General features: G+C 36.3%; 14 protein-coding genes. 7 read left to right on the forward strand and 7 right to left on the reverse strand.

Annotated features, from left to right (window positions below; translation table 11 throughout):
• The first annotated feature begins 152 nt into the window (after positions 1-152).
• The 4 genes from EW028_RS10455 to EW028_RS10470 all read left to right on the forward strand — a co-directional run bounded on the left by EW028_RS10455 (position 153) and on the right by EW028_RS10470 (position 8,725).
• Positions 153-4,163, forward strand: coding sequence for a cell wall-binding protein (locus tag EW028_RS10455; RefSeq protein WP_227744928.1), 4,011 nt, complete (start codon positions 153-155; stop codon positions 4,161-4,163).
• A 199-nt stretch (positions 4,164-4,362) separates the two neighbouring features.
• A complete protein-coding gene (locus EW028_RS10460) occupies positions 4,363-5,430 on the forward strand; it encodes a CAP and S-layer homology domain-containing protein (protein ID WP_131520821.1) in 1,068 nt (355 codons plus the stop codon).
• A 221-nt stretch (positions 5,431-5,651) separates the two neighbouring features.
• Positions 5,652-6,563, forward strand: coding sequence for a C40 family peptidase (locus tag EW028_RS10465; RefSeq protein ID WP_131520822.1), 912 nt, complete (start codon positions 5,652-5,654; stop codon positions 6,561-6,563).
• Between the two features lie 233 nt (positions 6,564-6,796).
• The gene (locus tag EW028_RS10470; RefSeq protein WP_131520823.1) at positions 6,797-8,725 is read left to right on the forward strand and encodes an N-acetylmuramoyl-L-alanine amidase; all 1,929 of its coding nucleotides are present in this window, start codon (positions 6,797-6,799) and stop codon (positions 8,723-8,725) included.
• A gap of 337 nt (positions 8,726-9,062) precedes the next feature.
• Here EW028_RS10470 and EW028_RS10475 read toward each other — a convergent pair whose 3' ends face one another.
• Together EW028_RS10475 and pruA are read right to left on the reverse strand one after the other, a co-directional pair.
• Entirely contained in the window at positions 9,063-11,033 is a 1,971-nt protein-coding gene (locus EW028_RS10475) for an S-layer homology domain-containing protein (RefSeq protein WP_131520824.1), read from the reverse strand.
• Positions 11,034-11,309: 276 nt separating this feature from the next.
• The gene (pruA, locus tag EW028_RS10480) at positions 11,310-12,854 is read right to left on the reverse strand and encodes an L-glutamate gamma-semialdehyde dehydrogenase (protein ID WP_131520825.1); all 1,545 of its coding nucleotides are present in this window, start codon (positions 12,852-12,854) and stop codon (positions 11,310-11,312) included.
• A gap of 180 nt (positions 12,855-13,034) precedes the next feature.
• On the opposite strand from pruA, the gene EW028_RS10485 reads away from it, so the two are divergent.
• A complete protein-coding gene (locus EW028_RS10485) occupies positions 13,035-14,372 on the forward strand; it encodes an AAA-type ATPase lid domain-containing protein (protein ID WP_131520826.1) in 1,338 nt (445 codons plus the stop codon).
• A gap of 60 nt (positions 14,373-14,432) precedes the next feature.
• On the opposite strand, the gene EW028_RS10490 is transcribed toward EW028_RS10485, so the two are convergent.
• A complete protein-coding gene (locus tag EW028_RS10490; protein ID WP_036074906.1) occupies positions 14,433-15,407 on the reverse strand; it encodes a proline dehydrogenase family protein in 975 nt (324 codons plus the stop codon).
• Between the two features lie 578 nt (positions 15,408-15,985).
• Between EW028_RS10490 and EW028_RS10495 the strand changes: the two genes are divergently transcribed.
• Entirely contained in the window at positions 15,986-16,585 is a 600-nt protein-coding gene (locus EW028_RS10495) for a TetR/AcrR family transcriptional regulator (protein ID WP_131520827.1), read from the forward strand.
• A gap of 38 nt (positions 16,586-16,623) precedes the next feature.
• On the opposite strand, the gene EW028_RS10500 is transcribed toward EW028_RS10495, so the two are convergent.
• Both EW028_RS10500 and brnQ read right to left on the reverse strand, forming a co-directional pair.
• A complete protein-coding gene (locus tag EW028_RS10500) occupies positions 16,624-17,991 on the reverse strand; it encodes a S41 family peptidase (protein ID WP_131520828.1) in 1,368 nt (455 codons plus the stop codon).
• A 179-nt stretch (positions 17,992-18,170) separates the two neighbouring features.
• Positions 18,171-19,490 carry a branched-chain amino acid transport system II carrier protein gene (gene brnQ / locus EW028_RS10505; protein WP_131520829.1) on the reverse strand — a complete coding sequence of 440 codons (1,320 nt, stop codon included), beginning with the start codon at positions 19,488-19,490 and terminating at the stop codon, positions 18,171-18,173.
• Positions 19,491-19,740: 250 nt separating this feature from the next.
• Here brnQ and EW028_RS10510 point away from each other — a divergent pair, with 250 nt between their 5' ends.
• Positions 19,741-20,634, forward strand: coding sequence for a C40 family peptidase (locus tag EW028_RS10510; RefSeq protein WP_131520830.1), 894 nt, complete (start codon positions 19,741-19,743; stop codon positions 20,632-20,634).
• 84 nt (positions 20,635-20,718) lie between these two features.
• Here the strand turns inward: EW028_RS10510 and EW028_RS10515 are convergent, their stop codons facing one another.
• On the reverse strand, positions 20,719-21,618 hold the full coding sequence (locus tag EW028_RS10515) for an accessory Sec system S-layer assembly protein (protein WP_131520831.1): 900 nt from the start codon (positions 21,616-21,618) through the stop codon (positions 20,719-20,721).
• The gene (gene secA2, locus EW028_RS10520; protein WP_131520832.1) at positions 21,618-23,981 is read right to left on the reverse strand and encodes an accessory Sec system translocase SecA2; all 2,364 of its coding nucleotides are present in this window, start codon (positions 23,979-23,981) and stop codon (positions 21,618-21,620) included. Before secA2 ends, EW028_RS10515 begins: the two co-directional genes overlap by 1 nt.
• Positions 23,982-24,179: the final 198 nt, after the last annotated feature.

Genomic DNA, 24,179 nt, shown 5'->3' on the forward strand with positions numbered 1-24,179 from the left:
TAGCTAGTAATTTAGAAAAATTACTTTTGATATGTCTCATTTTGTAAATATATTAGAATGGCTTGAAATCAAGCAATTTACACCGATACTAAAGTCATAAATTCTAAATGAAAATGAATACAATCATTTTCCTATACATAAACGATGAAAGGGTGGTTCGATTGAATCGAAAATTGACAGCAGGGGTCATAACGGGTCTTTTATTGGCACCTACGGCTATAGCGAACGCACAGGAAAATGATGCACAATCTCGCGTCACAACACATACAGAGCAAGTTGCCTATATGAATGAGGTAGCGGCTGCCACGACAAGAGAGCAGCTTATTGCTCAATTTGGTAAGCTGTCAGAGAACTCATCGGCTGATGACATGGTCATTGCAAAAGGAGATCTTCAAGTTTTAAGTGCAGCAGGCTTTAATGAACACGAAGTTGCATTTATTGAAGCGAAGTATCGCTATGTGGAGGAGCAGCGTAGCTTATTAAGTGAGCTACAAAAATTAGGAAAAGAAATGACGGGAATCTCGTTTACAAGTAAAACATTTATTGCAGAGGTAGCCGCATACGATAGGAAATATGATAACTTTTTAAATATTGGCACGGATAATCTAAAAGCGTATGTAACTGTTCAAAAGGAATTTGAAGCAGCTGTCAATGAGGCGCTAGTGAATAATGCAAAAGACATTGCCAGTACAATTCGCGGCACTTCTTTACAATACGGCTATACTGATGCAGAACGCAATGCCTACTTTAAAGGCAAGGGAATGGATGTTGACAAATTAAATAAGTTAAAAGTGGATGCGACTAAAGCAGAAGGAGTAGCTACAGAATTAGTTCTGTTAGTTGAGTTATTGGAAAAATCCTCAGATTACTCAGCTGTTTTGCCTAAAATAAATAGTTTTACAGCGAATTATAATGGGTTGACAACAGAGCAAAAGAAAGTAATTGAAGCGTACAATCCAAATGATGATAAGGTTACACCTTTTAAAAAGTATAAGGATGCATTAGCAGGTTTGTCTGCTCTAGAAAAAGTGACTTCTAGTATTGCCGAGCTAAAAGGCAAACAGCCAGCAGATTTCACTTCAGCATCAAGCTTAATTAATGCGGTAGCAGCAATTGATAAAGCCTACAATAATCTGGATGCAGCGTCTAAAAATTTAGTAGAAACAGAATATAAGAGCATCGAACAATATCGTCAGGCGGCCAATATTTCGAAAAGCATTTCTACATTACGTGTATCCAAAGATGACGCTTATCGTATTGCAGTTAATGAGCTAAAAACAAAATACAACGGCCTAACAATTAATAAAGAATTTGTTAAAAATGCGAGTGAATTACAATCATCAATTGACAATATTACTGTGGCTGAAAGTATCGAAGCCCTTATAAAATTGATTGAGCCTAAAGCAGACAGTGAAAAAGTAGCTGCCATTAAAGCAGCACGTGCAGCTTATGATAATCCACCTGCTCCAACTGGAATAACAATCAATCCAAGCAATGTAAAAAAAATCGTCAGTAATTTAGCCGAGCTGACAGCGTGGGAGAAAAATTTAGGTGCTGCGTTAAAGGTAGATAAGTTAATTGATAGCTTAAATCCAGCTGAAAAAACTTTTGAAAGTAAGACACTCTCTGCCTGGACTGCCTTTAACAAGTTAAATGAAAATGATAAAGCGTTAGTGCAAGGAGCTGCAAAACTAACACTGTTTCAAAAATACGCTGATCTATCAAAAACAATCCATACATTAAAACCTTCAGCAGATTACAGCGCACAGCTTGCCGCAATAAGAAACCAAGTAGATAAATTAGATGCACAAGGTAGTGGCTATGAAGAAGCTCTTAATAATTTAAAAACACAGCTGATTGTAAAAATAGATGCTTTAATTGATGAAGAAAAAGCGGTAAAAGAAGTTATAGAGGAAATTGATCTGCTAGATAAAAATATAGCTATTGAAAAAATATTAACCGCACGAGCAAACTATAATGCGTTATCACCAACAGCTAAAAAGCGCGTAACGAATATTAAAGAGCTAACAGATTTAGAGAAATCCTATAAATCGGTTGTTAATGTCATCTCTCAATTTGAAAAATTGGATCCTTCCTCTAAAAGCTATATTTCTAAAGCAAAATCAGCTTATACGGCTTACTCCAAACTAGATAATGCTAATCAGGAGTTTGTTTTAAATTATAAGGGCTTGAGTAAAAAAGTACCTGTTATAGATGTTATTGTTCAAATTGATGCTTTAAATACTTCAAAAAAGACCTATAAAGATGATGTGCAAAAGGCAACGGGTGCTTATAACGCATTGAATAATATAGAGCCAAAACTTCAAGACGAGGTCATCAATTATGTTCACCTAACAAACGCACAAGGCTATATCAATACGGCCAAAGCATTTGATGACCGTATTATAGCCTTAGCAAATGAAGGCCCTGACACATTTGTCAAAAAGGTAGCCGAACTTACATTAGAATATAAAGCAATGGATAAGAACGCACAGAAGCTAGTGGAGCAAGCCAAAATGTTAAGCTCCTATGAAAAGGATAACAAGGCCGTAATCAAGGTGATTCAAATGATTGATGCCTTAAATCCAACAAATAAGGATTATACAAAAAGGGTTCTTGATGCACGTAAAGCCTATAATGCACTTGATCAAGTTTCCCAAAAGCGTGTAACAAACTATGCTAATCTCACTGCTGTAGAGGATGTTGCTTCCTTGATTGGTCTTATTGCGTCGTTAAAACCAACGAGTAAAACTTTCTATCAAGATATGAAAACAGCACGCGAGCTTTATGATTCCTTGCCAGCAGAGAAGCAGCAAGCGATCGTAAACTATGATGCACTGGTAGCAGCAGAGAATGAACAGGGGTTAGCACAGAGTGTAGTCGAGCTAATTAACTTAACCGAAGTGCAAGATGCAGACTACTTAACGAAGCTGATGAATGCTCGTGTAGCATATGATAAGCTATCATCTAACCAAAAGAAATTAGTGACGAATATTAAAGATTTAACAACTCGTGAAAAAGCAGTTAAACCAATTTTAAGTGTGATGGTTCAAATTAATGAATTAGACCCAGAATCAACAAGCTTTGTTAGTAAGGTAAACTCAGCACGTAAAGCGTATGATAAACTATCGAAGGAGCAAAAAAAATACATCGATAATATTGATATTCTCTTAAAATTTGAGCCTGTCTCTAGTGTGATGGAATTAATTAGTAAACTAAAATCTTCAAGTAACACATTCCTTCAAGATACATCACGAGCACGCTCACTTTACGATGCACTACCTGACGATATGAAGCAATACGTGACCAACTACTACTTATTGCAAGCAGCTGAGTCTAGTATTTTAGGTGCTGGAAATGTTATGCAAATGATTAATGACTTACCGTCCATTGATCCAAAGCAGTATGTGAAACGTATTCAAGAAATCCGTGCTGCATACAATGCTTTACCAAAAGATCAGCAACGGGCTGTTCAAAATTATAAAGTGCTACAAGATCAGGAAAAGCTAATAAAGCCTGTAATGAGTATTGTAGAAGATATCGATCGATTACTAACGGCAAAAGATATGAATAGCCAATACCAAAAGATTTTAAAAGCCTATGATAAGCTTAATGCGGATCAACGTCGCTATGTTTATAACGACCAGCTATTGCTTTCGCTAGATAATGTTATCAAGGTTTATAATAATATTGCTAAATTGAATCCAAAGGATAAATATTACTTTGGCATGGTGGAAGCGGCGCGTAAAGAATATGATAGTTTGAATACGACAGATAAACAACGTATCTCCAATTATTCTCTTTTACTCGAAGCAGAGAAAAGTTTAGCTGATGTGAAGAAGGTTGTGGAGATCATAGCGGGACTGTCTCCAAGCTCGTCGACGTATATTGAAGATGTGGCAAATGCCGTTGCTGCCTATAAGGCATTGGACTCTAAAATTAAAGGACAGGTCATTAATGAGGATGTCTTAAAGCAGGCTGAAAAAGATGTGGCTGCCGTTCTCAAAGTTGTTCAAGCAATCGGCAATATTGATCCAGATAGCTCATCATTCGAGAAAAAAGTGCTAGCAGCTCAAAAAGATTATAGTAATTTGTCCATTGAGCAACAGGGCTTAGTATATAATTACCGCATTCTAGAAGACTATCTTAAAATGATTCAATAGTATGATAAAAAAGGAGTTTTCCCAATGAATATAACGGGAAAACTCCTTTTATAAGTAAGAAAAAATGAATCCTAATATTAATTTCCAAAAAAGTGAAACTATATCATCTGAAATTCGTATCTTATAGTATAAATGGTCGCTTTGATGGGGAGGTACCATTCATACATTTTTATTTTGCCAACGTGAGGAGGTCGCCCTGTTGAAAAAATTATTGAGTATAATGGTACTTTCAATAGCTGCAACCGTAGGAAGTTTAACTAGTTTTAGTCAAGTAGAAGCAGCGTCTGCTAAGGCAGTAGATGTGACAAATTCATACTGGGCAAATGCTTCGATTCAACATATGCTCACAAAACAATATATGACTACATATAACGACAACACTTTTAAGCCAGAGCAAGCTATTACAAGGGCAGAGGCTGCTGCTGCCATTGCTCGATCCCTTCAAACAAACATTGACATTGAGAACCCTGTAAAATTCAAGGACGTTCCTACAACGCATCCATATTACAAGGAAATTTGCCAGCTTGTTAAACTGGGAGTTATTCAAAAAAGTGATGCCTTTCATCCAGAAGAGCCTTTAAAGCGTATGCAGGTGGCAAAAATGCTAGCTCTTGCGTATCAACTTAGGGTAGATAGCAAAAATAACAGTCAATTTGCGGATATTACACGTACGCATTGGGCAAAAGATTATATCGAATCCTTAGCAGATATCGGCATTATTAGTGGGGTAGATGCTAAGCATTTTGCTCCTGACCAATTGGTAACACGTGCGCAGTTTGCTGTATTTGTTGAGCGTAGCATGGCTTTTCAACAAAAAATTAAGGCGTTGGAAGTAGCCTATGACTATCTAGCAAAGGATTATATCCCAACTGTAAACCTTTCTTCTGAGTGGTCAAAAAAGGTGATTGAATTAATAAATGTTGAAAGACAGAAGAATAAGCTAGAACCTGTTGCTTATGATTCGGAACTTACACAAATTGCCATTATCAAAGCACAGGACATGGTAAATCGCCATTATTTTGAACACGTTTCTCCATTTTATGGAGCACCTTGGGATTTAGCGACATTATTTGATTACAACTATACAAGTTTTGGAGAGAATATTGCTAGAAATATTAAAACTCCTGAAATTGCTGTTAAGGCATGGATGGCTTCACCTAGCCATCGAGATAATATTTTAAAAGAGCACTATACGAACACAGGTGTTGCAATAGCACAGGATAGCAAAGGAAATTACTATTGGGTCCAAATGTTCTCTAGTCAATAAGTTGTTGTGTAACAAAGAATCGCTAATATTACAGAAATGTTACGAAAGTTCCAAATTACGATAAAAAAATCCCCTTTTTAACGCTGGAAATACCGCCAAACGTTGGTATTACAGCGTTTTTTTGCTGTCTAAAACCGTTACACAATTGAAAAATAACATTCGCCTCTTTTGTGATAGTCTATGTATAGGCAAAAAAGTTTTGAGAGGGGTATAACAAAAGTATGAATAAGAAATGGTTATTACCGATTTTTGCATCATTTATGTTATTTTCAACTACTAATATTAATACTGCTGAAGCAGCGTCTAAAGCAGATTTAACTGATACAGCTTCTAAATATTTAGGTGTTCCATATAAATATGGCGGTACTACAACTAGCGGTTTTGATTGCTCTGGCTTTACTTCTAAAGTATTTTCAGACTTAGGCATTCAATTAAACCGTACGTCAGGATCTCAATATCAACAAGGTAATGCAGTTGCCAAAAGTGATCTTCAAGTTGGCGATTTAGTATTTTTCAATACAAGTGGTAGTGGTATTTCACATGTGGGGATATACATAGGTGATGGTAAAATGATCCACTCTCAAACTGGTCAAGGTGTAAGCTACTCAAATGTTAATGACCCATATTATTGGGGCGATCGTTATGTAGGTGCTAAACGTGTGGCAACATTTGATGCTCAACAACAAGCTGAAGTAAAACAAGCAGCTATTGACTTTTCCGTATATGCTTCTCGTGCAGAGGTAGCAGTACAAATTGCAAAAGCTTTAAACTTAGATACATCTGATACTACTACTAGTTTCGTAGATGTAAAACCTACATATGCGCATGCAGGTGCTATTGCAGCTGTAGCAAAATTAGGTATCTTTGAAGGCGATGCAAATGGTAAATTCAACCCGTCTTCACCGATTACGCGTGCCCAAATTGCTAAAGTATTAGTGTTAGCGTTTGGTCTTGAAAATAATGGTGGAAGTGTAGCATTTAGTGATGTGCCTCAAAAGAGCTGGGCTAATGAATATGTTTCTACTCTAGCGTCAAATGGCATTACAAATGGTGACGGAGACGGTAGCTTCGGTTCCGATGAATTACTAAAAATCGAACAATTAAAAGTTTTTATTGAAAGAATCCAACAATAAGTTCATAAAGTTAACACTTTAATTGTGTCATAGATTGCAAGAAATGATCTTTTGAATAGCGTATAATGGAAGAAGGGTTTGCAATAGCAGACTCTTCTATTTTTATGATAATTTTGTAGGAAAGGATGTGAATTGGAAAATTAAATTTTAACAGTTCTATTGTATGATGCTTTATTTAGCTAATTTTGTTAAAATGGACACGTTAAGAGAACAAGAAGGGAGGAAATAAGACATTGAACATCAAAAAAATTAGTCTTATCTTGTGCGTCTTATTCATTTCGGCTTCTATGTTTACGATACATAGTGCAAGTGTCAGTGCAGCTAACAATTCGAATATAACATTTGAAGATGTTACTAAAAATCACCCAGCCTATGAAGAAATCAATTATTTAGTAAATTTGGGGGTAATTCAAGGTTACTTTGTGAATGGTAAGAGAGTCTTTGGCCCAAATAATAGTGTAACAAGAGGACAAGCAGCCAAAATGGTTGTTGTTGCCTCTGGTAATAAACCATTAGTGGTAAATAAATCTAGCTTTTCAGATGTGACAGTCGGCACTGAAATGTCAGGTTATATAGAACGTGCTGTACAGCTAGGATTTTTCGACAAAAATATAAAAGGTCAATTCTTACCAAATAAGCCTCTAACTCGTGGAGAAATGAGTTATGTATTAACAAAGGCTTTTAATTTAGATACTAGTGAGTATGAGGGGATCGACTCACCTTTTACTGATGTAGGAATCACACATGAATATGTGAAATACATCAATACAATCTATTATAATGGCATTACCAACGGAACAGGTAATACGTATTTACCGAATGGCACTGTAACACGTTCCCAATTCTCACTATTCGTTGCACGTGCAAACAGTGAAAAATATCGCTTAGAGCTTCCTGTAAAAGGTGTACAAGTTCCAGATACATCACAAGTCATTGGCTTAGTGAAGGTCACTACAGATGGGTTAAACATCCGTAAGACAAAAGATTCTACTTCAAGCACGAACATTGTGGGCAAAGTCAATACAGGCGGTAAATTATCAGTCTACGCTGTTGAAAGTAATTGGCTAAAGGTTACTTATAAAGGCGCATATGCCTATATCTATAAGCAATATGCAGAATTTGTAGATGCAGATGGCAATGCGTTAGGAACAGTCGAAAAAGAAGTAACGACAAAAAATGCTGTCAATTTATATGTGAAGCCTACATCTTCAGCAAAAGTCATTTCATCGATTAAAGCGAACGAAAAGCTTCCTGTTTACAAAACAATTGGTGGCTACTATTTAACACAAGTAAATGGTTTACCAGGTTATATTGTAGCGAATAGCACTACGGATATTGTGGAAGAAGAAAAGCCAAATCCAAATCCGAATCCAAATCCAGATCCAACGCCACCAGCTTCTGGTGATGTGCTAGGTAGAGTCACAGTGGCTAATTTAAATGTTCGCAGTCAAAGTAACTCTACATCAGCCGTGTTATTTAAGCTGAATAAAGGGGAGTATGTCCAAGTTAATAACATCAATGGTTACTGGGCAGAAATCACCTATAATGGCCAAACAGGCTATGTTCACAAGTCTTATTTGAAACTATTAAATCAAACAGCTAAACCTTTACAAAATCGTATTATCATCCTAGACCCAGGTCATGGTGGTAAAGATCCAGGTACAGTAAAGGGCTCTGCTTCTGAAAAGAACATTACATTAAAAGTCAGCACACAAGTGAAACAATTACTAGAGAATGCTGGTGCAAAAGTTTATATGACACGTACTGGTGATACGTATCCATCCTTACAAGATCGTGTAGACTTTACTCAAGCAAACTATGGTGAAATTTTTGTAAGTGTTCATGTCAACTCTGCTGCTAATACGTCAGCGTCTGGTACTGAAACATATTATGCAATATCTACAGGAGATATGTATCAGGAAGACATTGATTTAGCGACATATGTTAATAATCAAATTGTCAACAATTTAAATATGAAAAATCGTGGTGTCAAGCAAGAGCAATACTACGTAATTCGTAATATGGTGATCCCGTCTATTCTAGTAGAACTTGGTTTCTTAACGAATGCAGAGGATAACAGTAAAATGACAAATGATCAATACGTTAAATTATTTGCAGAATCTATTTATAATGGTATTTTGCAATACTATAAAAAACAATAATTGATTAAAGAGACGATTCCAAAGGTGTACGAGCCTTTGGGATCGTTTTTCTTATTCTCTATATACCCACATAAGAGAAAGACAAACTAATTGATAAAATTAGCTATAAAATTTTTCTAATCATACAAATAATGGGCTAAATTGATCGCTACGGCAAAGATAAGGAAAAGACACATTTGCACATATGATTGGAGTGGAGCCAGCGTCACTAGCGTCACAGATGAGAACCTGGCGGAACGGAAATCAACCTCCTGCCTTATGAAACGGCCTTTTTCCGCTAGTGACTTTATCAAAAAAAGTAAATGACTGCCTCCTTTATAAGAGGCAGCCATTTACGCTATTTCACGGTATTGATGAATTTAATATAATCCTTACTTATATATCCAGGTTCAGTGTTTAGTTTATCGGAAACAACTTGATACCAACCATTTGAGCTTGTATCTGTAACGATGACAGGCATATTACTTTTACTAAATGTGAAAAGTGGACTTTGACTTGTTGATGCATCTGCACGAACATTTAGTCCAGCTGTTGTTGTGAGAGCAATTTTATAAGGATTATTCGCATCTTTAAAGCCTAAAGCTTTTTCTGCACGATAGTAATGTCCTGCAATTTTTGCGCCCCAGAATGGATCTGAAGCGTATTTTACGTTAAAGCCGATAGCCTTAGAACCAACAACTGCACCATTCGTATAGCGTCCACCTGGCGTAATATAATTTGGCTGAAGGAATTTTTCAACTAGCTCATTAATATTGGCTTCCACACTATCAAACTTCTTGTTTAATGGATTTGTATCATAGACATATAATCCAAATAGATTGTTTAGATTTTGAGCGTGATCACTCATACCATAGGCACTCTCATGCTGTGCTAAGGATAAAATAAGCATAGCATTGATATGAGAATTGGCTTCCACTTCTTTTAATACAGAACCTAAACCAAGTAGTTTACTTTTAGTTGTGGCATTTTTATAAATCGTAGCACCTGAGCTTTCAACCTCTGCTAATTTTCCCACAATATATTGATCTAGCTCTTCTACAGTATATTGAGTTGTTGCACGAGCTGGTAAGAATTGATAGTAGTTATAGGCTTCTCCCTTTGAAGAACCATCAGCATTGGTAAAGTTGATGCCATCCCAGCTAAAGTATTTCTCACCCTGCTTCATAAAGCTAGGTGCCTTTCCATACACGTAACTAGCAGAATATTTATTAGTTTTATAATCATACAAGGTATGTTTTATTTCACCGTACTCATTTGTGTAATAAGAACGGCCTTTCACTAAAGCAGAAGGAATTAAGGTAACGTCAGCCTGCTTTAAATAGCCAGTATGACCAGCTAAGCGTACTTTTACTTGTGTGGCATCGCTACCTAGATATTCCATTTCTGTATTACCAGCAACTGCGATTTGATCCTTAATCGTTTCAGAATTTAGAGCAACATAATTATTCGTTACAACATAACCTGAAGTCATTTTAATAATTTTATCATTTTGAGTAATCACTAAGGAACTAGTCGTCATCGCCTTTTCTGCTGCTTCAAAGCTAGTAAAGGTTTGTTTGTCTACCAAGTTACCATTGGAAACTTCTTTGACGATATAGGCGGTAGTATGACCGTTATTACCATTATTATTGTTGTTCCCATTATTATTGGTATTACCGTTATTTTCGGAGTTACCATTGTTTTCATTTTTACCAGCGTCAACCTGATCAGCAAGAAGAATTAACCGTAGAATAAATGTCGATGCCTCACCAATTGTGGCATTGTCTCTAGGTAAAAACATGCCGTTGGAGCTTCCTTTAATAAGTCCTAATTGCGCACCGATTGCAACATCCTGTCGGAAATCTTTAAAAATAGTTGCATTGTCTTTGAAGGTAATAGAAGAAGTACCTTTTGGTATTTTTAAATAATCAACTGCTCTAATTAGCATAACTGCCATATGCTCTCTTGAAATACGGTCATCTGGTTTAAATGAGCCATCCGTATAGCCAGTAATAATTCCAGCAGTAGCAGCAAGCTTAATTTCATTTGCAAATAAATATGTGTCTGACACATCTGTAAACGTTATCTCGTTCTTTGTGTCCAAATTTAATGCTTTTGCTATGTATGTGGCGAATTCACCGCGTGTAACCGTAGCATTTGGACGATAGCTTCCATTTGCATCCTTCAGTAATGCATTTTTCTGAATTAAATAGCGTAGACCACTTTCATGCATATGTCCTGATAGCTCGTCTGCATAGGCAGATTGAGGCTGCCAAATGACTAGACTAACAAGCATCATGAGTAACATAAAAATTGATAGTTTTTTCATAGTTTTACCCTCCTAAACTGATATCATTTTAACAAAGTTACACAATCAAGATAAGGGTCAAATGTTAGAAATGCCATAAAATATACCAGCGTTTTATAGGCAATAAGTATGCTTTTATAATTTGATGTGACGGTTAGTTTTAAAGAGGGGAAGAAAAGTGAACCGAAATTCACATGAGTTTCTTCTATTATATATGTCGTTTGTGTTACCCCCAAAAAAATAATGCCGTACATTGCTTACTAAGAAACAATGTACGGCATTTTATTGAAATAATTATTAAAGCATTTCTGAAGTTGTTTTTGCTTGCATATGCAGCTGTAGGTAGTCTGGGCCACCTGCTTTTGAATCTGTACCTGACATGTTGAAGCCACCAAATGGTTGGTAACCAACGATTGCACCTGTACAGCCACGGTTGAAGTAAAGGTTTCCTACATGGAATTCTTCACGCGCTTTTTCTAGGTTCATGCGGTTTGTTGTGATAACAGCGCCTGTTAAACCGTATTCTGTATCGTTTGCAATTTCAATCGCATGGTCGAAATCTTTTGCTTTTGCAATGGCTACCACTGGTCCGAAGATTTCTTCCTTCATAATACGAGCAGAAGGATCTACGTCCGCGAACACAGTTGGTTGTACGAAGTAGCCGACTGAATCGTCTGCTGTACCACCAGCTACTAAACGACCTTCGCCTTTACCGATTTCAATGTACTCTGTAATTTTATTGAATGCTGCTTGGTCAATTACTGTTGCCATGAAGTTGCTGTAATCAGTTGGGTCACCCACTGTTAAAGCGTTTGTTAACTCTTCTACGCGATTTACCACTTGCTCATACACATCTTCTACGATGACAGCACGCGAACATGCTGAACATTTTTGACCTGAGAAACCAAATGCTGATTTCACGATGGATTGGGCAGCTAATTCTAAATCTGCTTCTTTATCCACTACGATTGTATCTTTACCGCCCATTTCAGCGATGACACGTTTAATCCAAATTTGGCCTTCGTTTAATACAGATGCACGTTGGTTGATACGTAAGCCAACATCACGTGAACCTGTGAAGCTGATGAAGCGTGTTTTTGGATGATCGACTAAGTAGTCACCTACTTCAGCACCAGAACCTGGTACGAAGTTCACCGCACCTGCTGGAAGACCAGCCTCTTCTAATACTTCGATAAATTTATACGCTACAACTGGCGTTGTAGAAGCTGGTTTTAATAACACTGTATTCCCTGTTACTAAAGCAGCTACTGTTGTACCAGCCATGATTGCAAATGGGAAGTTCCAAGGAGAAATGACAATACCGATTCCTAATGGAATGTAGTCATAACGGTTGTATTCACCTGGACGGCTTTCGACTGGCTGACCGTTTTTAATGCGTAGCATTTGGCGGCCATAGTATTCTAGGAAGTCGATTGCTTCCGCTGTATCTGCATCAGCCTCTGCCCATGGTTTCCCCGCTTCTTTTGTTAATAATGCAGAGAATTCATGTTTGCGACGACGGATAATCGCTGCCGCTTTGAAAAGAACGTCCGCACGAATGGCTGGATCAACTTTTTTCCACGTTTTGAATGTTTCATCTGCCGCTTGCATCGCTTTTTCAGCTAAATCTTTGCTTGCTTTCGAAACGCGACCAATGACTTCTGTTTTCTTTGCAGGATTGTACGAAACGATTTTATCTTCTGTTGTAATGCGCTCGCCACCAATAATTAGTGGGTAGTCTTGACCTAAATAACCTTCAACTTTATTTAAAGCCTCTACATAAGCATTGTAGTTTGCCTCTTGTGAAAAATCTGTGAATGGTTCGTGTTTGTATGGAATCATGTCAGTTTCCTCCCAGGTATAAGTAGTGCCAAATGATTATGCACCTTTTTAGATTGTGTTAATTATATAATGCAATATAATTTGGCATTAATCAACTCAAACTTTTAAAACTTTTTTAATTTTTGCATCTGCTTTTCATATTGGTGTTAGAATAAGCTTAATGGAATACAGGAGGACAAAATGGATAACAATGTACTACTAAGTATTTATAAATACGTCATTGAAAAAGGCGATATGGGAATTTGTGTGGTAGACACAGAGGGCAAATTGCTTATATACAATAAAAAAATGAGAGAATTAGAAGGCGTTAATGAGGATGAATTTGAGGAGAGGCGAGCCTTAGAGATTATTGATTTTGAAATCGAAAAAAGCGATATTTATAAGGTCCTCAGCTCTGAAACGCCAGTGCACAATATAAAAAAAACGTATTGGAATAAAAAAAATCAAGAAGTGACCTACATAAGCAATATTTATCCGTTGCACTATGAAGGCTCTTTAATAGGCGCTGTGGAATTTGCCCGAGATATTACACAGCTTGAATACATGATGTATCAGCCATTGAGAAGGTATGGCGCTCCATTGACATTTGACATCATCACGGCTGTATCACCAGTCATGAAGGATGTCATTGAAAAAGCAAAAATTGTGGCACTAAGTAGAATGCCTGTTGTGTTAATAGGGGAATCAGGTACTGGGATTGATATGGTTGCAGAGGGAATACATCATGATCTAAAGGTACAAAATGATATGTTTATTGCTTTAATTTGCCGTCGAGATGAGAAAACGGTATTAAAGCAATTTGAAAAATATATTGTGGAAAAGGAGAAAATAACCTTCTTTGCTGAGCGCATTGAATATTTATCTCTAGAAGCACAAGAAAAGATTGTTGAACTTTTTAATAATCATCCTAATCATCAGCATGTTTTAATTGCTAGTGTTGGCAAAGATCCAATTGATTTGATTCAAAAGCATGAGCTATCCAAAAAGCTTTACAGACTTTTTTCGGGTATTACGATTTATGTACCTCCTTTACGAGAAAGAAAAGAAGATATTATGCCTTTTATCGATGATTATTTCAAAAGACATCGTGATAGCTTTGGCTCATCTATTCACGGGCTTTCAGAAGAAGTGCGAGATACCTTTTTAAAATATGATTGGCCAGGAAATTTAAAGGAATTAGAAGTACTGCTGGATGAAATAACCTCATTGATCACCAATGAGACGATAGTTGAATCACATATGCTGCCAGTGCATTTCAAATGGAAAATCCAAAGCTCTTGTGAGGAGACGGAAAAAGAGATTTCTACGAGTGACTTGTTTGTCATTAAAAATCAACAGGATATTCGACCATTAGATGTCTATATGAAAGAGGTAGAGGAGTACTATATTTCAAAGGCATTGGATTTTCATCAAGGCAATATCTCCAAAACAGCTGCTGCCTTGGGGATTCGTCGACAAAGTTTACAGTATCGAGTTAAAAACTATAAGCTCAATAAAAAAAGCGAAAACAATGATTAACAATGTTTTCGCTTTTTGGATAGGTTCCTGAAACTGATGGATAGCTTCATGCTTGTATAATTATTTTCCTTTTTTCGAAAGGCGACCAAGCGCAAATGCTGCTGCTCCTAAGCCGATTGCCATGTTCGTTTTTTTGTTAAACACTTGTTTTGTCACAAGTGCTACATTTTGTGGACGCTCAGCTAAACGGCGCATAAAGTAACCGTACCAATCATTACCGAATGGTAGGTATGTGCAGAAATTATAGCCCTCACGAGCAAGGTCTAGCTGCATTTCTTTACGGAAACCATATAGCATTTGGAATTCGAATTTTTCATTTGGAATATTGTGTTGTTTCACAAATTGTTTTACATGGTTGATCACATTATGGTCGTGTGTTGCAATCGAAGTAAATTTACCATGTAGCAAATGATATTCAATTAGTTTTAAGTAATTATGGTCAATATCAGTTTTAGATTGATAAGCCACATTCTCAGGTTCTTTATAAGCGCCTTTTACAATACGTAAGCGGAAGTTTTTATATTTCTCAATATTTTCCTCTGATTCGAAGAAGTAAGCTTGAATAACTGTCCCTACGTTATCATACTCTTTGTGTAATTCCTCTAATAACTCAAAAGAGCTATGTAAACGCTCGTAGTTTTCCATATCAAAATTCACGAAAATATTATATTGATGTGCAAGAGCTACGATTTCTTTTAAGTTTTCATAGCAAAATGCGTAATCAATATCTAAACCCAGTTGTGAAGGTTTAAGAGAGATGTGTGCATCAAGCTGTTCATCATGAATTGCTTGTACAACAGCTAAAATATTATTTTTGGCAGCAGTTGCCTCTGATTTTTCGTAGACGAACTCGCCTAGATTATCGACTGTACAAGAAATATTGGCCTTGTTTAATTCTTTAATCGATTGCACAACTTCTGGTAGACTTGTGCCAGCAACAACACTTTGCGCACCCATTTTTAAACCATATTTTTGTGCAGCGCTGTTTAATAATTTGTTCTCTGATAAGTAAATGAAAAAGTCACGTAATACCATCATATGCCTCCAAAAATGAAAAATTTAAATTCTTGGCGATTATAACACTTTTTTTGAAAAGTAAAATAGTTTGATTTTCAGAAAAAATATTTTTCAAAGTCAGTTAGTGAGATAAACTATTGCAGTCATTGACTTTTTCATAAAAAAATTTTTCATAAAAAAATTTTTTTCAAAAAAAAAGGACTTTTCAAAATAGTAGATTTGCTTTATGTTGATTAGTATATGTCTAAATTTGCGCATATGTATAATATAGGGCTTTTTGATAGTGGGTTACTTGAATGGCAAGAGAGTATTTAAACTTAAAATATAGAACTATTAGTTTTTTAATATAATTTATTGGTGGGTATTCTTAGAAGTGATTCTTAGATATCCACTTTTTCGTTTTTCAATTTAAATATCATATTAATAGTAGTTTATAGTAAAAAAGGACAGGGTGTATTATAATAAAATGGTATATAATCAAGATTAAATTATGTACGTTTTGTGAATTTATAGTTACTTTTGATTTAGAATAGTGTGTCTATATAAGCAATACAAAAGGGAAAATGACTACTCTAAACTAAGATAAGGTGGAAAGTATGGCAAGAGGCAGAAAAGTTAATTCAAATGGCGAACAAAGTAAACAACTATTACTTGAAAAAGCGATAGAGCTATTTTCTGATAAAGGTTATCATCACACAAAAATTAGTGACATTGTAAAGGCTGCCAATGTAACTCAGCCTACCTTTTATCTCTATTTTAAAAGCAAGGATGCCCTTTATAACGATTTGAATGCGCAATTTCAAAGCGGATTCTTGGCAGTAATGAATAGTAAGTCAACTGACATTATTGAATATGGATTACAGGGTTTTATCACGCTCTTAGAGCAAAAGTTATTGAACTTGTTCGTATACATAATTGAAAATCCTGAATTAACAAAAATAGGTTTTATTGAATCCAAGCAAGCACATTTGGTAAAAAACCAAATGACACAGCAATTGATCCACCTTATTTATCTGCATGATTGTGACAAAGATCTACAATTGTATAGTGTGGATATAAAAATCATGATCGATAGTTTAGTAGGCTCAGTAGAAAGACTCATCATCACGAATTTATTAGAAGAAAAAAGGTTACCTGCAGAACTTGCGAATGATATTGTACAATTATATTTTTGGAAAACCAAAAAAGTGATATAAAAAACTGTCATCGATACTTATTATCGATGACAGTTTTTTTAATTGCTTATTTTTATATGCTGATAGTAGCCCTTCTGATCTTTGCTCTTTGGGTGAATAAGTAGCATATATTCCTGATCCGCTAATAAAGCACTCTTAGGTGTAACAGTTATTGAACGCCCTTCAATTTTAACTGCTACGGGTACTTCCTTAGCTCCTAGAGCAGCCAGTTGAATGTTGCTCTTAGCGAATTGTGAAGTAAGCCCTGTAGGAATTTTCACGGTAAATTTTTGTGTGTCAGCTATATTTTTTACTGTGGAAAGTTGTTTATATTTAGGATATTTCTCCTTCAATGCATCATAATGTGCCTGGAAAATAGGTGCTGTTGAGGTTGGAACATTTGGCTTAACGCCTACTTCATGAATAGTATGACCCGCAGGACCCGTAAATTTACCAACTGTAAGCTTTAAATAGCTTCCATCCTGTAATGTGTAAAAGCCTTGCATAGCACCTTTCCCATAGGTTGTTTCTCCGTATAAAATAGCAGCCTTTTGGTCTTTCAATGATGCGGAAAGCATTTCAGAAGCACTGGCACTATAGCGGTTTACAAGGATACGGGTATCTTTAGGAAACTTTGTATCTTGTTGAACTGCTGGGATGGTATAAGAGTTATGCGCTTCTTCTAATAAATACGCCACTTTAGCAGATTGGAATAATCCTGTTAGTTCTTCAGCTGTTGTCACATAACCTCCACCATTATTTTGTAAATCTAAGATGAACGATGTTGCACCCCGTTTTTTTAAATCTATCAGTGCATTTTTAACAAGCTGTGCACCATCCTCTGAAAAGGAAGCCAACGAAATATAGCCCACATTCCCAAATAGCAGGTCAGTTTGTACATTCGGTAATGTGAATGTTTTACGTGTAATAGTTTTGGTAGTATTTGAACCGTCACTATTCTTTAATGTAATTTCCACCTTAGTCCCTTCATTACCGATTAAAAGGGAAGAGGCCTCTTGTGTAGAACGCCCGATAATGGATTCACCATTAACGCCAATTATGATATCTCCAGCCTGAACACCAGCCTCAAATGCGCCACTGCCTTCAATTACTTGTAAAATATGAATTCCATCTTCGCGTTCTTCAATCACCACACCTATACCTATAGTAGCTAGGTTGATGCTATTCATATAATTTTCAAATTCTTGTTTAGTGAAGTAGGTTGAGTAAGGATCAAGCATACTCATGATTTCTGAGATGGATGTAGCCTTCTCTAAGTTTCCATTAATTGTTCCAACGTAAGTATCTTTCACAATCTCCTTAATTTCCTTGATAAGCTGTTGATCATTTTCAGCAGCGTGAGTAGTTGTAAAAGGGAGAAGGAAGAAGCCTAGAACAAATACGAATGACCATAATAACTTTTTCATTGGACACCTCTTTTCTAGAACTCAAAATAGAATGTATCCTTATTAGGTATTAAATGGATGGTTACATTATGCAATTGAGTATCTATTTTTTATTATACATGAAGCCATAGCTATAGTGGTGGACTTATGAGATAGAAAAAGAATCTACTTGTCGCTATGGGCAAGTAGATTCTTGTAAATTATTTTTTTATCAATTTATGAATAATAATACCAATTGATGCACCAACAATAGCTGGTAAAAGCCAGCCTAAATTTTGTTCATACATTGGCAATGCTTTTAGGATAGTTTCATAAGGTGTAATTTCAACTTTCATTTGTTTTAAGCCATCATATAGACTGACAAGGAAAGTTGGAACGAGCGCTAAAATATAAACAATTTGTCCACCTTTAAAGAAATGATCTGCTAGTGACAAGACCATCAATACCATAGCTAAAGGATAAATAATTAATAGTACAGGTAGTGATGCACTAATTATTGTTGAAAGTCCCACATTTGTAATAGCTGTACTAAAAATAGTGAAGACAACTAAAAACGTTTTATATGAAATTTGAGGGAATAGCTTATGGAAAAATTGTGCATTAGCAGTTAATAAACCAACAGCTGTGGATATACAAGCTAGTAAAATAGTCGCAGACAAAATAATACTTCCAAGATTTCCAAAGAGCACCTCAGCTGATTTTGCAATAATATTTCCGCCATTATCAGAAATACCGATTGCATTGATACTTGTATTACCAATATGCCCTAGAGAGATATAGACAAAGGATAAACCTATTGCAGCAACGACCCCCGCAAAAATCGTTGTTTTAACTTGTTTTCTTGTATCTTTCATACCCATATCACGCAAGGCCTGTAAAATGACGATACCAAAAACAAGAGCACTTAGAACGTCCATCGTTAAGTAACCTTGTACAAATCCTTCAGCTAAAGGTGACACTTTATAGTTTCCTACAGCTTCTCCTGGTTCTCCCATAGGAGAAATAAAACTTTTAACAGCAAGCAATAAAATAACGAAAAGTAGGGCAGGTGTCAAAATTTTTCCTACTCGATCAACGAGCTTCGAAGGATTAATAGATAAATAGAGAATTAACGTGAAAAACAAAATAGATGTGATAAAAAGTGGTGCCCAATGATCCCTCATACCTTCAGAGAGAAACGGAGCAATGCCTATTTCGTAGGACACAGATCCTGTTCGTGGTACAGCAAAGAACGGTCCAATTGCTAAGTAAACAATGGAGGTGAAAATCACCCCAAAAGCAGGACTAACACGGTTAGCAAGCAGTTGTAAATCGCCTCCTGCTTTGGCAACAGCAACAATCGCTAACAGTGGTAGACCAACACCTGTTATCAGGAAACCAATCATGGCTACAGTGACGTTTTCACCTGCTTGTTGGCCTAATAATGGTGGGAAAATAATATTACCAGCACCCAAGAACAAGGCAAATAGTAGTAATCCTACTGCTAAATTTCCTTTGATGAAATGCAAGATGTTTTTCATAAGTATATTAACTCCTTTAAGATTGAAAAGATAAAACTTTCTAAAAATTTTAAATACAGAAATGTATGTTATCATAGGAACACTAATCTTGCAATGAAAACAGTATTTCAATATAGTCGGATTTCGTCGTATTCTATAAGTTTCCTATAATGTTTGAAAAATAGTCAGTTTTTCCGATTTTTCATGCAATAATTATCTAGTATGATAGACACACAAGAGAATATTCTAGCACGAACGGAGGCACTTTGGTATGCAAAAGACAAAAAAATGGAGAATTCTTGTTCTAAGTACTTTAGCAACTTCATTTTTAGCATTACAAACAGCAGAAGCAGCAACATATACTGTACAAAAAGGAGATACTTTAACGAAAATCGCTCAAAATCATCAAGTCACGATTGGGGATATTATGAAGTGGAATAATCTATCGAAAGATACGATTTATGTAGCTCAAAAGCTTGAGATTCCAAAACAATCATCGAATGAGGAAGTAAAGCCTTCCACTCCATCAACATCTGGAAAACCAGCAGCAAGTTCTCATACAGTAGCTAAAGGTGACACATTATCAAAAATCGCAAAGCTATATAATGTGACAATTAAGGAGATAATGGATTGGAATAAGCTTGAAAAAGACACAATTTTTGTTGGGCAAGTGTTGAAGCTTTCTCCAGGCGCAGTAATACCCGATGGCGGTACTATACATAATAATGTGACTTCAGGTACGGGCACTCCGTCAAAAGTAACTGCGAAAGACCCTACAGCTAATGGACAAGCGATTTATAACAAAACAGTGGAAGTTGCCAATACATTGGTTGGAACACCCTATCTATATGGTGGAAATACACCTGTAGGGCTTGATTGCAGTGGTTTTATTTTTTATGCCTTTAATCAAGGCGGTTTAAAAATAGGAAGAGCAAGCAGTGAGGGCTATTTTTACGGGAATACTACCCATGTAGAAAATCCAGTACCTGGCGATTTAGTATTCTTTGAGAATACGTATAAAGAAGGTATTTCTCATATGGGAATATATCTCGGTGATAATAAATTCATTCATGCAGGTACAGATGGTGTAGAAGTTTCGGATGTTACGTACTCTTACTGGTCTTCTAAATTAGTAGCCTACAAACGTTTTGATAGCGTGAAATAAAAAGTAGCGATTTTTGTCTAGGCAAAAATCGCTTTTAATTTTAGTAAAACCCCCTTCTCTTTTTTAGGAGAAGGGGGTTTTAGGTTATTGTGTTACACGTGCTGTCCAACGAGAGAGGTCAGCGTCTTTAGCATTCACAAGTTCTGCTGGGAAAATAAACGTCCAAGGCTTTGTAGAGTTTGGTTGAACAGTTAAAATTGGATTCATTTTAAATGAACCTTTTGCAATTTGTTTTCCTGTTGCATCAATAATTTCTAACGGTAATTGCTCTAAATTGATTGCTTTCTTATGCCCATTGCGGATAAAAATGGTTGCATTTAAATTACCATTTTCAGCTAGTTTTGCCTGTAAACCAGTGAAGTTTACCTCTGTTTCGCCTAACTCTGGTAAAGTTTTGACGATTTTCGCAAGCTCTTCTTTTTGTGCTTCTGGTAATTGTTCTTCCCATGATGGATCTAATTCTAATTGATGACCACGAAGGGAAACTAGGTTAAAGGCAATTTTCCAACCATCTTCTGGCACTTCATCTGCCTTAATTGTAGCATTTTCAAACTCAAACACCCATGGACGGGCACTTTCTGCTGGAATTGTACCTAGTGCTTTAAAATCGAATTTTTTAGATGCTACAAGCTCATCGTTTTTATCCAAGATGAAAAGCTCAATTTCACCTAGTTCAATTGCTTGGGGTAAGGATGAACGGAAAAATGCACGAACAAGCCATTTACGAGTGAGTATGTCTTCTTCAATACTAATAGAAGATAGTGATAATTGATTTGGTTTCAATGGTTCTAGCTCATTCGCTAGGAAGTTAAAAATGTATTTTTGTTCTTGTGGCACATCCCACTCAGGATGGAATGATAATTTTGTTTCTACATCACGATTATCACCCGTGTTTTTTGCAGTATTTCCTAATAAATCTTTTGAATCAATTGTGTTTTCCTGAACAACTTTATCAGATTTTTTAAAGAATGAAAATAAGCCCATTATTGTGCCTCCTGTTGTGCCTCAACTGTTTTCATGAAGCCTGTAATTTCAATGATTATTGAACGACGTAATTCCTGGAAGTTTTTACCGAATAATTCAAGTCCTTCACGTTGGTAAATACGCATTGGATCTTCTTGCTGATAGTGACGTAAACCGATTCCTTCTTTTAAATGACTCATTGCCTCTAGATGCTTTACCCAACCACTATCAATATGGCTAAGCATGATTTGAGGAAGTACTTCCATTACTCTTTCGTTTTCAGCAAATTTCTCCATATGACTTAACAGTTCTTGTTCAGAAGGCTGAACATCCATTAAAATTTGCTTTACTTTTCCAACTTCGCGATCGATTGTAACGGGTGTGATGAACAGGGAGTTAAGTGCGTACTCCATTTGATCATAATCCCAATCAATAGAAGATACATCTTCAGGTGCAGCGTCATGAACAGCAAATTCAACGGTTTCACGAAGCATTTTTTTTAGCTCACCCATCAAGTCTTCACCAGCTAAAATTTTGTCGCGTAAGCCATAAAGAACCGCACGCTGGTCATTAATGACATCGTCTAGCTTTAAGTTGTATTCACGCATGCTGTACTGTGAACCTTCAACAATACGCTGTGTACGGTCTATAAGCTCTTGTACCTCTTTATTTTGAATAATGCCCTTATCATCTACAATCATTTTTGCAGAGAATTTTTCTACTTCTTCTTTTGCGTAGCGTCGGAACATATCATCTTCAATAGAGAGAATGAAGCGGCTTTCACCTATATCACCTTGACGACCTGAACGTCCACGTAACTGATTGTCTACACGGCGACTTTCATGTTTTTCAGTCCCGATTACATATAAACCTCCAAGTTCATGGACATCATCACCTAGCATGATATCTGTACCACGACCAGCCATGTTTGTCGCTACAGTAATACGACCCTTTTGACCTGCCTGTGAAATAAGTTCAACTTCTTGTTCAACTGTTTTTGCATTAAGTAATTGGAATGTTAATTTTTCCTTTTTCAGATAGTCAGCTACAGTTTCAGACTGTAATATCGATGTTGTTCCAATAAGAATTGGCTGGCCTTTTTCGTGGCGCTTTTTCACCTCAGCTGCAACATACTTATATTTTGCTTCTTGTGTGCTAAAAATAATATCAGGCTGATCAACACGTTGACGTGGACGGTTTGTTGGAATTTGGATAACTTCCATGCCGTACACTTCGCGAATTTCCTTTTCCTGAGTTTTCGCTGTACCTGTCATCCCAGAAAGCTTAGGATACATACGGAAATAGTTTTGAATAGTAATTTGCGCTTGGGATTTATTTTCATCCGTAATGACTACGCCTTCTTTAGCTTCAATTGCTTGATGTAAGCCATCAGAAAGTGAACGACCTTCTAAAATACGACCAGTAAACATGTCAACAAGCTCAATTTTGTCTTCTTTTACAATGTAATCAACATCGCGCTTAAACATAACATGTGCACGCACAGCTTGGATTACATAATGGAAAAGTGTTTGATGCTCTAAGTCATACAGATTGTCTACATTGAAGGCTGCTTCAACCTTTTCTATTCCTTTATCTGTAAGAGAAGTAGCCTTTGTTTCTTCATCGAAATCATAATCTTCGTCTGCTTTAAAGCGTTTCGCTAACATAGCAGCAATACGATGCAATTCATCGTTAGAGGGCATTTTACCTGCGATAATTAACGGTGTTTTTGCTTCATCGATTAATACACTATCCACTTCATCAATAATAGCAAAGTGATAAGGACGCTGTACTTTATCTGCTAAGCTATAAGCCATATTGTCACGTAAATAGTCGAAGCCAAACTCAGTACCCACACCGTATGTAATATCTGCATTGTAGGCTTCTTTCTTTTCACCAGGTTCCATCATCGGTACATTTAAACCGACAGTTAAGCCAAGGAAACGATGGATTTGACCGACTAGCTCATAGTCACGTTTCGCTAGGTAATCATTAACTGTAATGACATGAACACCTTTACCTTCTAATGCACGCACATAAGAGGGGAGAGAAGCAACAAGTGTTTTACCTTCACCAGTAGGCATTTCAGCAATATTACCTTCTGTTAATACTAGACCACCGATAAGCTGCACATCAAAATGACGCATTCCTAATACACGCTTTGAGGCTTCGCGTACTACAGCAAATGCGTCTGGGATGATTGATGTAATAGGCTCACCTTGTTCTAATTGATCTTTGAAAATAAAAGTCATTTCTCGTAATTCGGCATCTGACTTGTTAACATATTTTTCTTCAAGATTGTTAATTTGGTCTACTATTTTGTAGTAGCGTTTTAATTGACGAGCACTAGTTTGCTCTTTATTACTTTTGAAAATTGAGAACATGAAATATACGCTCCTTTAAAGTTGTCTACATGCTAGACACTCCATTATTCTATCAAATTTTGCGAATGGTGACTACATTTGACTGTATAGGAATCTATTAATGCTAAAATGTACAAAATATTTGTGAAATCGTGGAAAATGTTTAGAAAAAGTATATTTCAATGCTTGTTCATGCTATAATCAATTTGGATTTCAATG

This window comes from Lysinibacillus sp. OL1 (assembly GCF_004332175.1).
In the GTDB taxonomy this organism is placed as follows: domain Bacteria; phylum Bacillota; class Bacilli; order Bacillales_A; family Planococcaceae; genus Lysinibacillus; species Lysinibacillus capsici.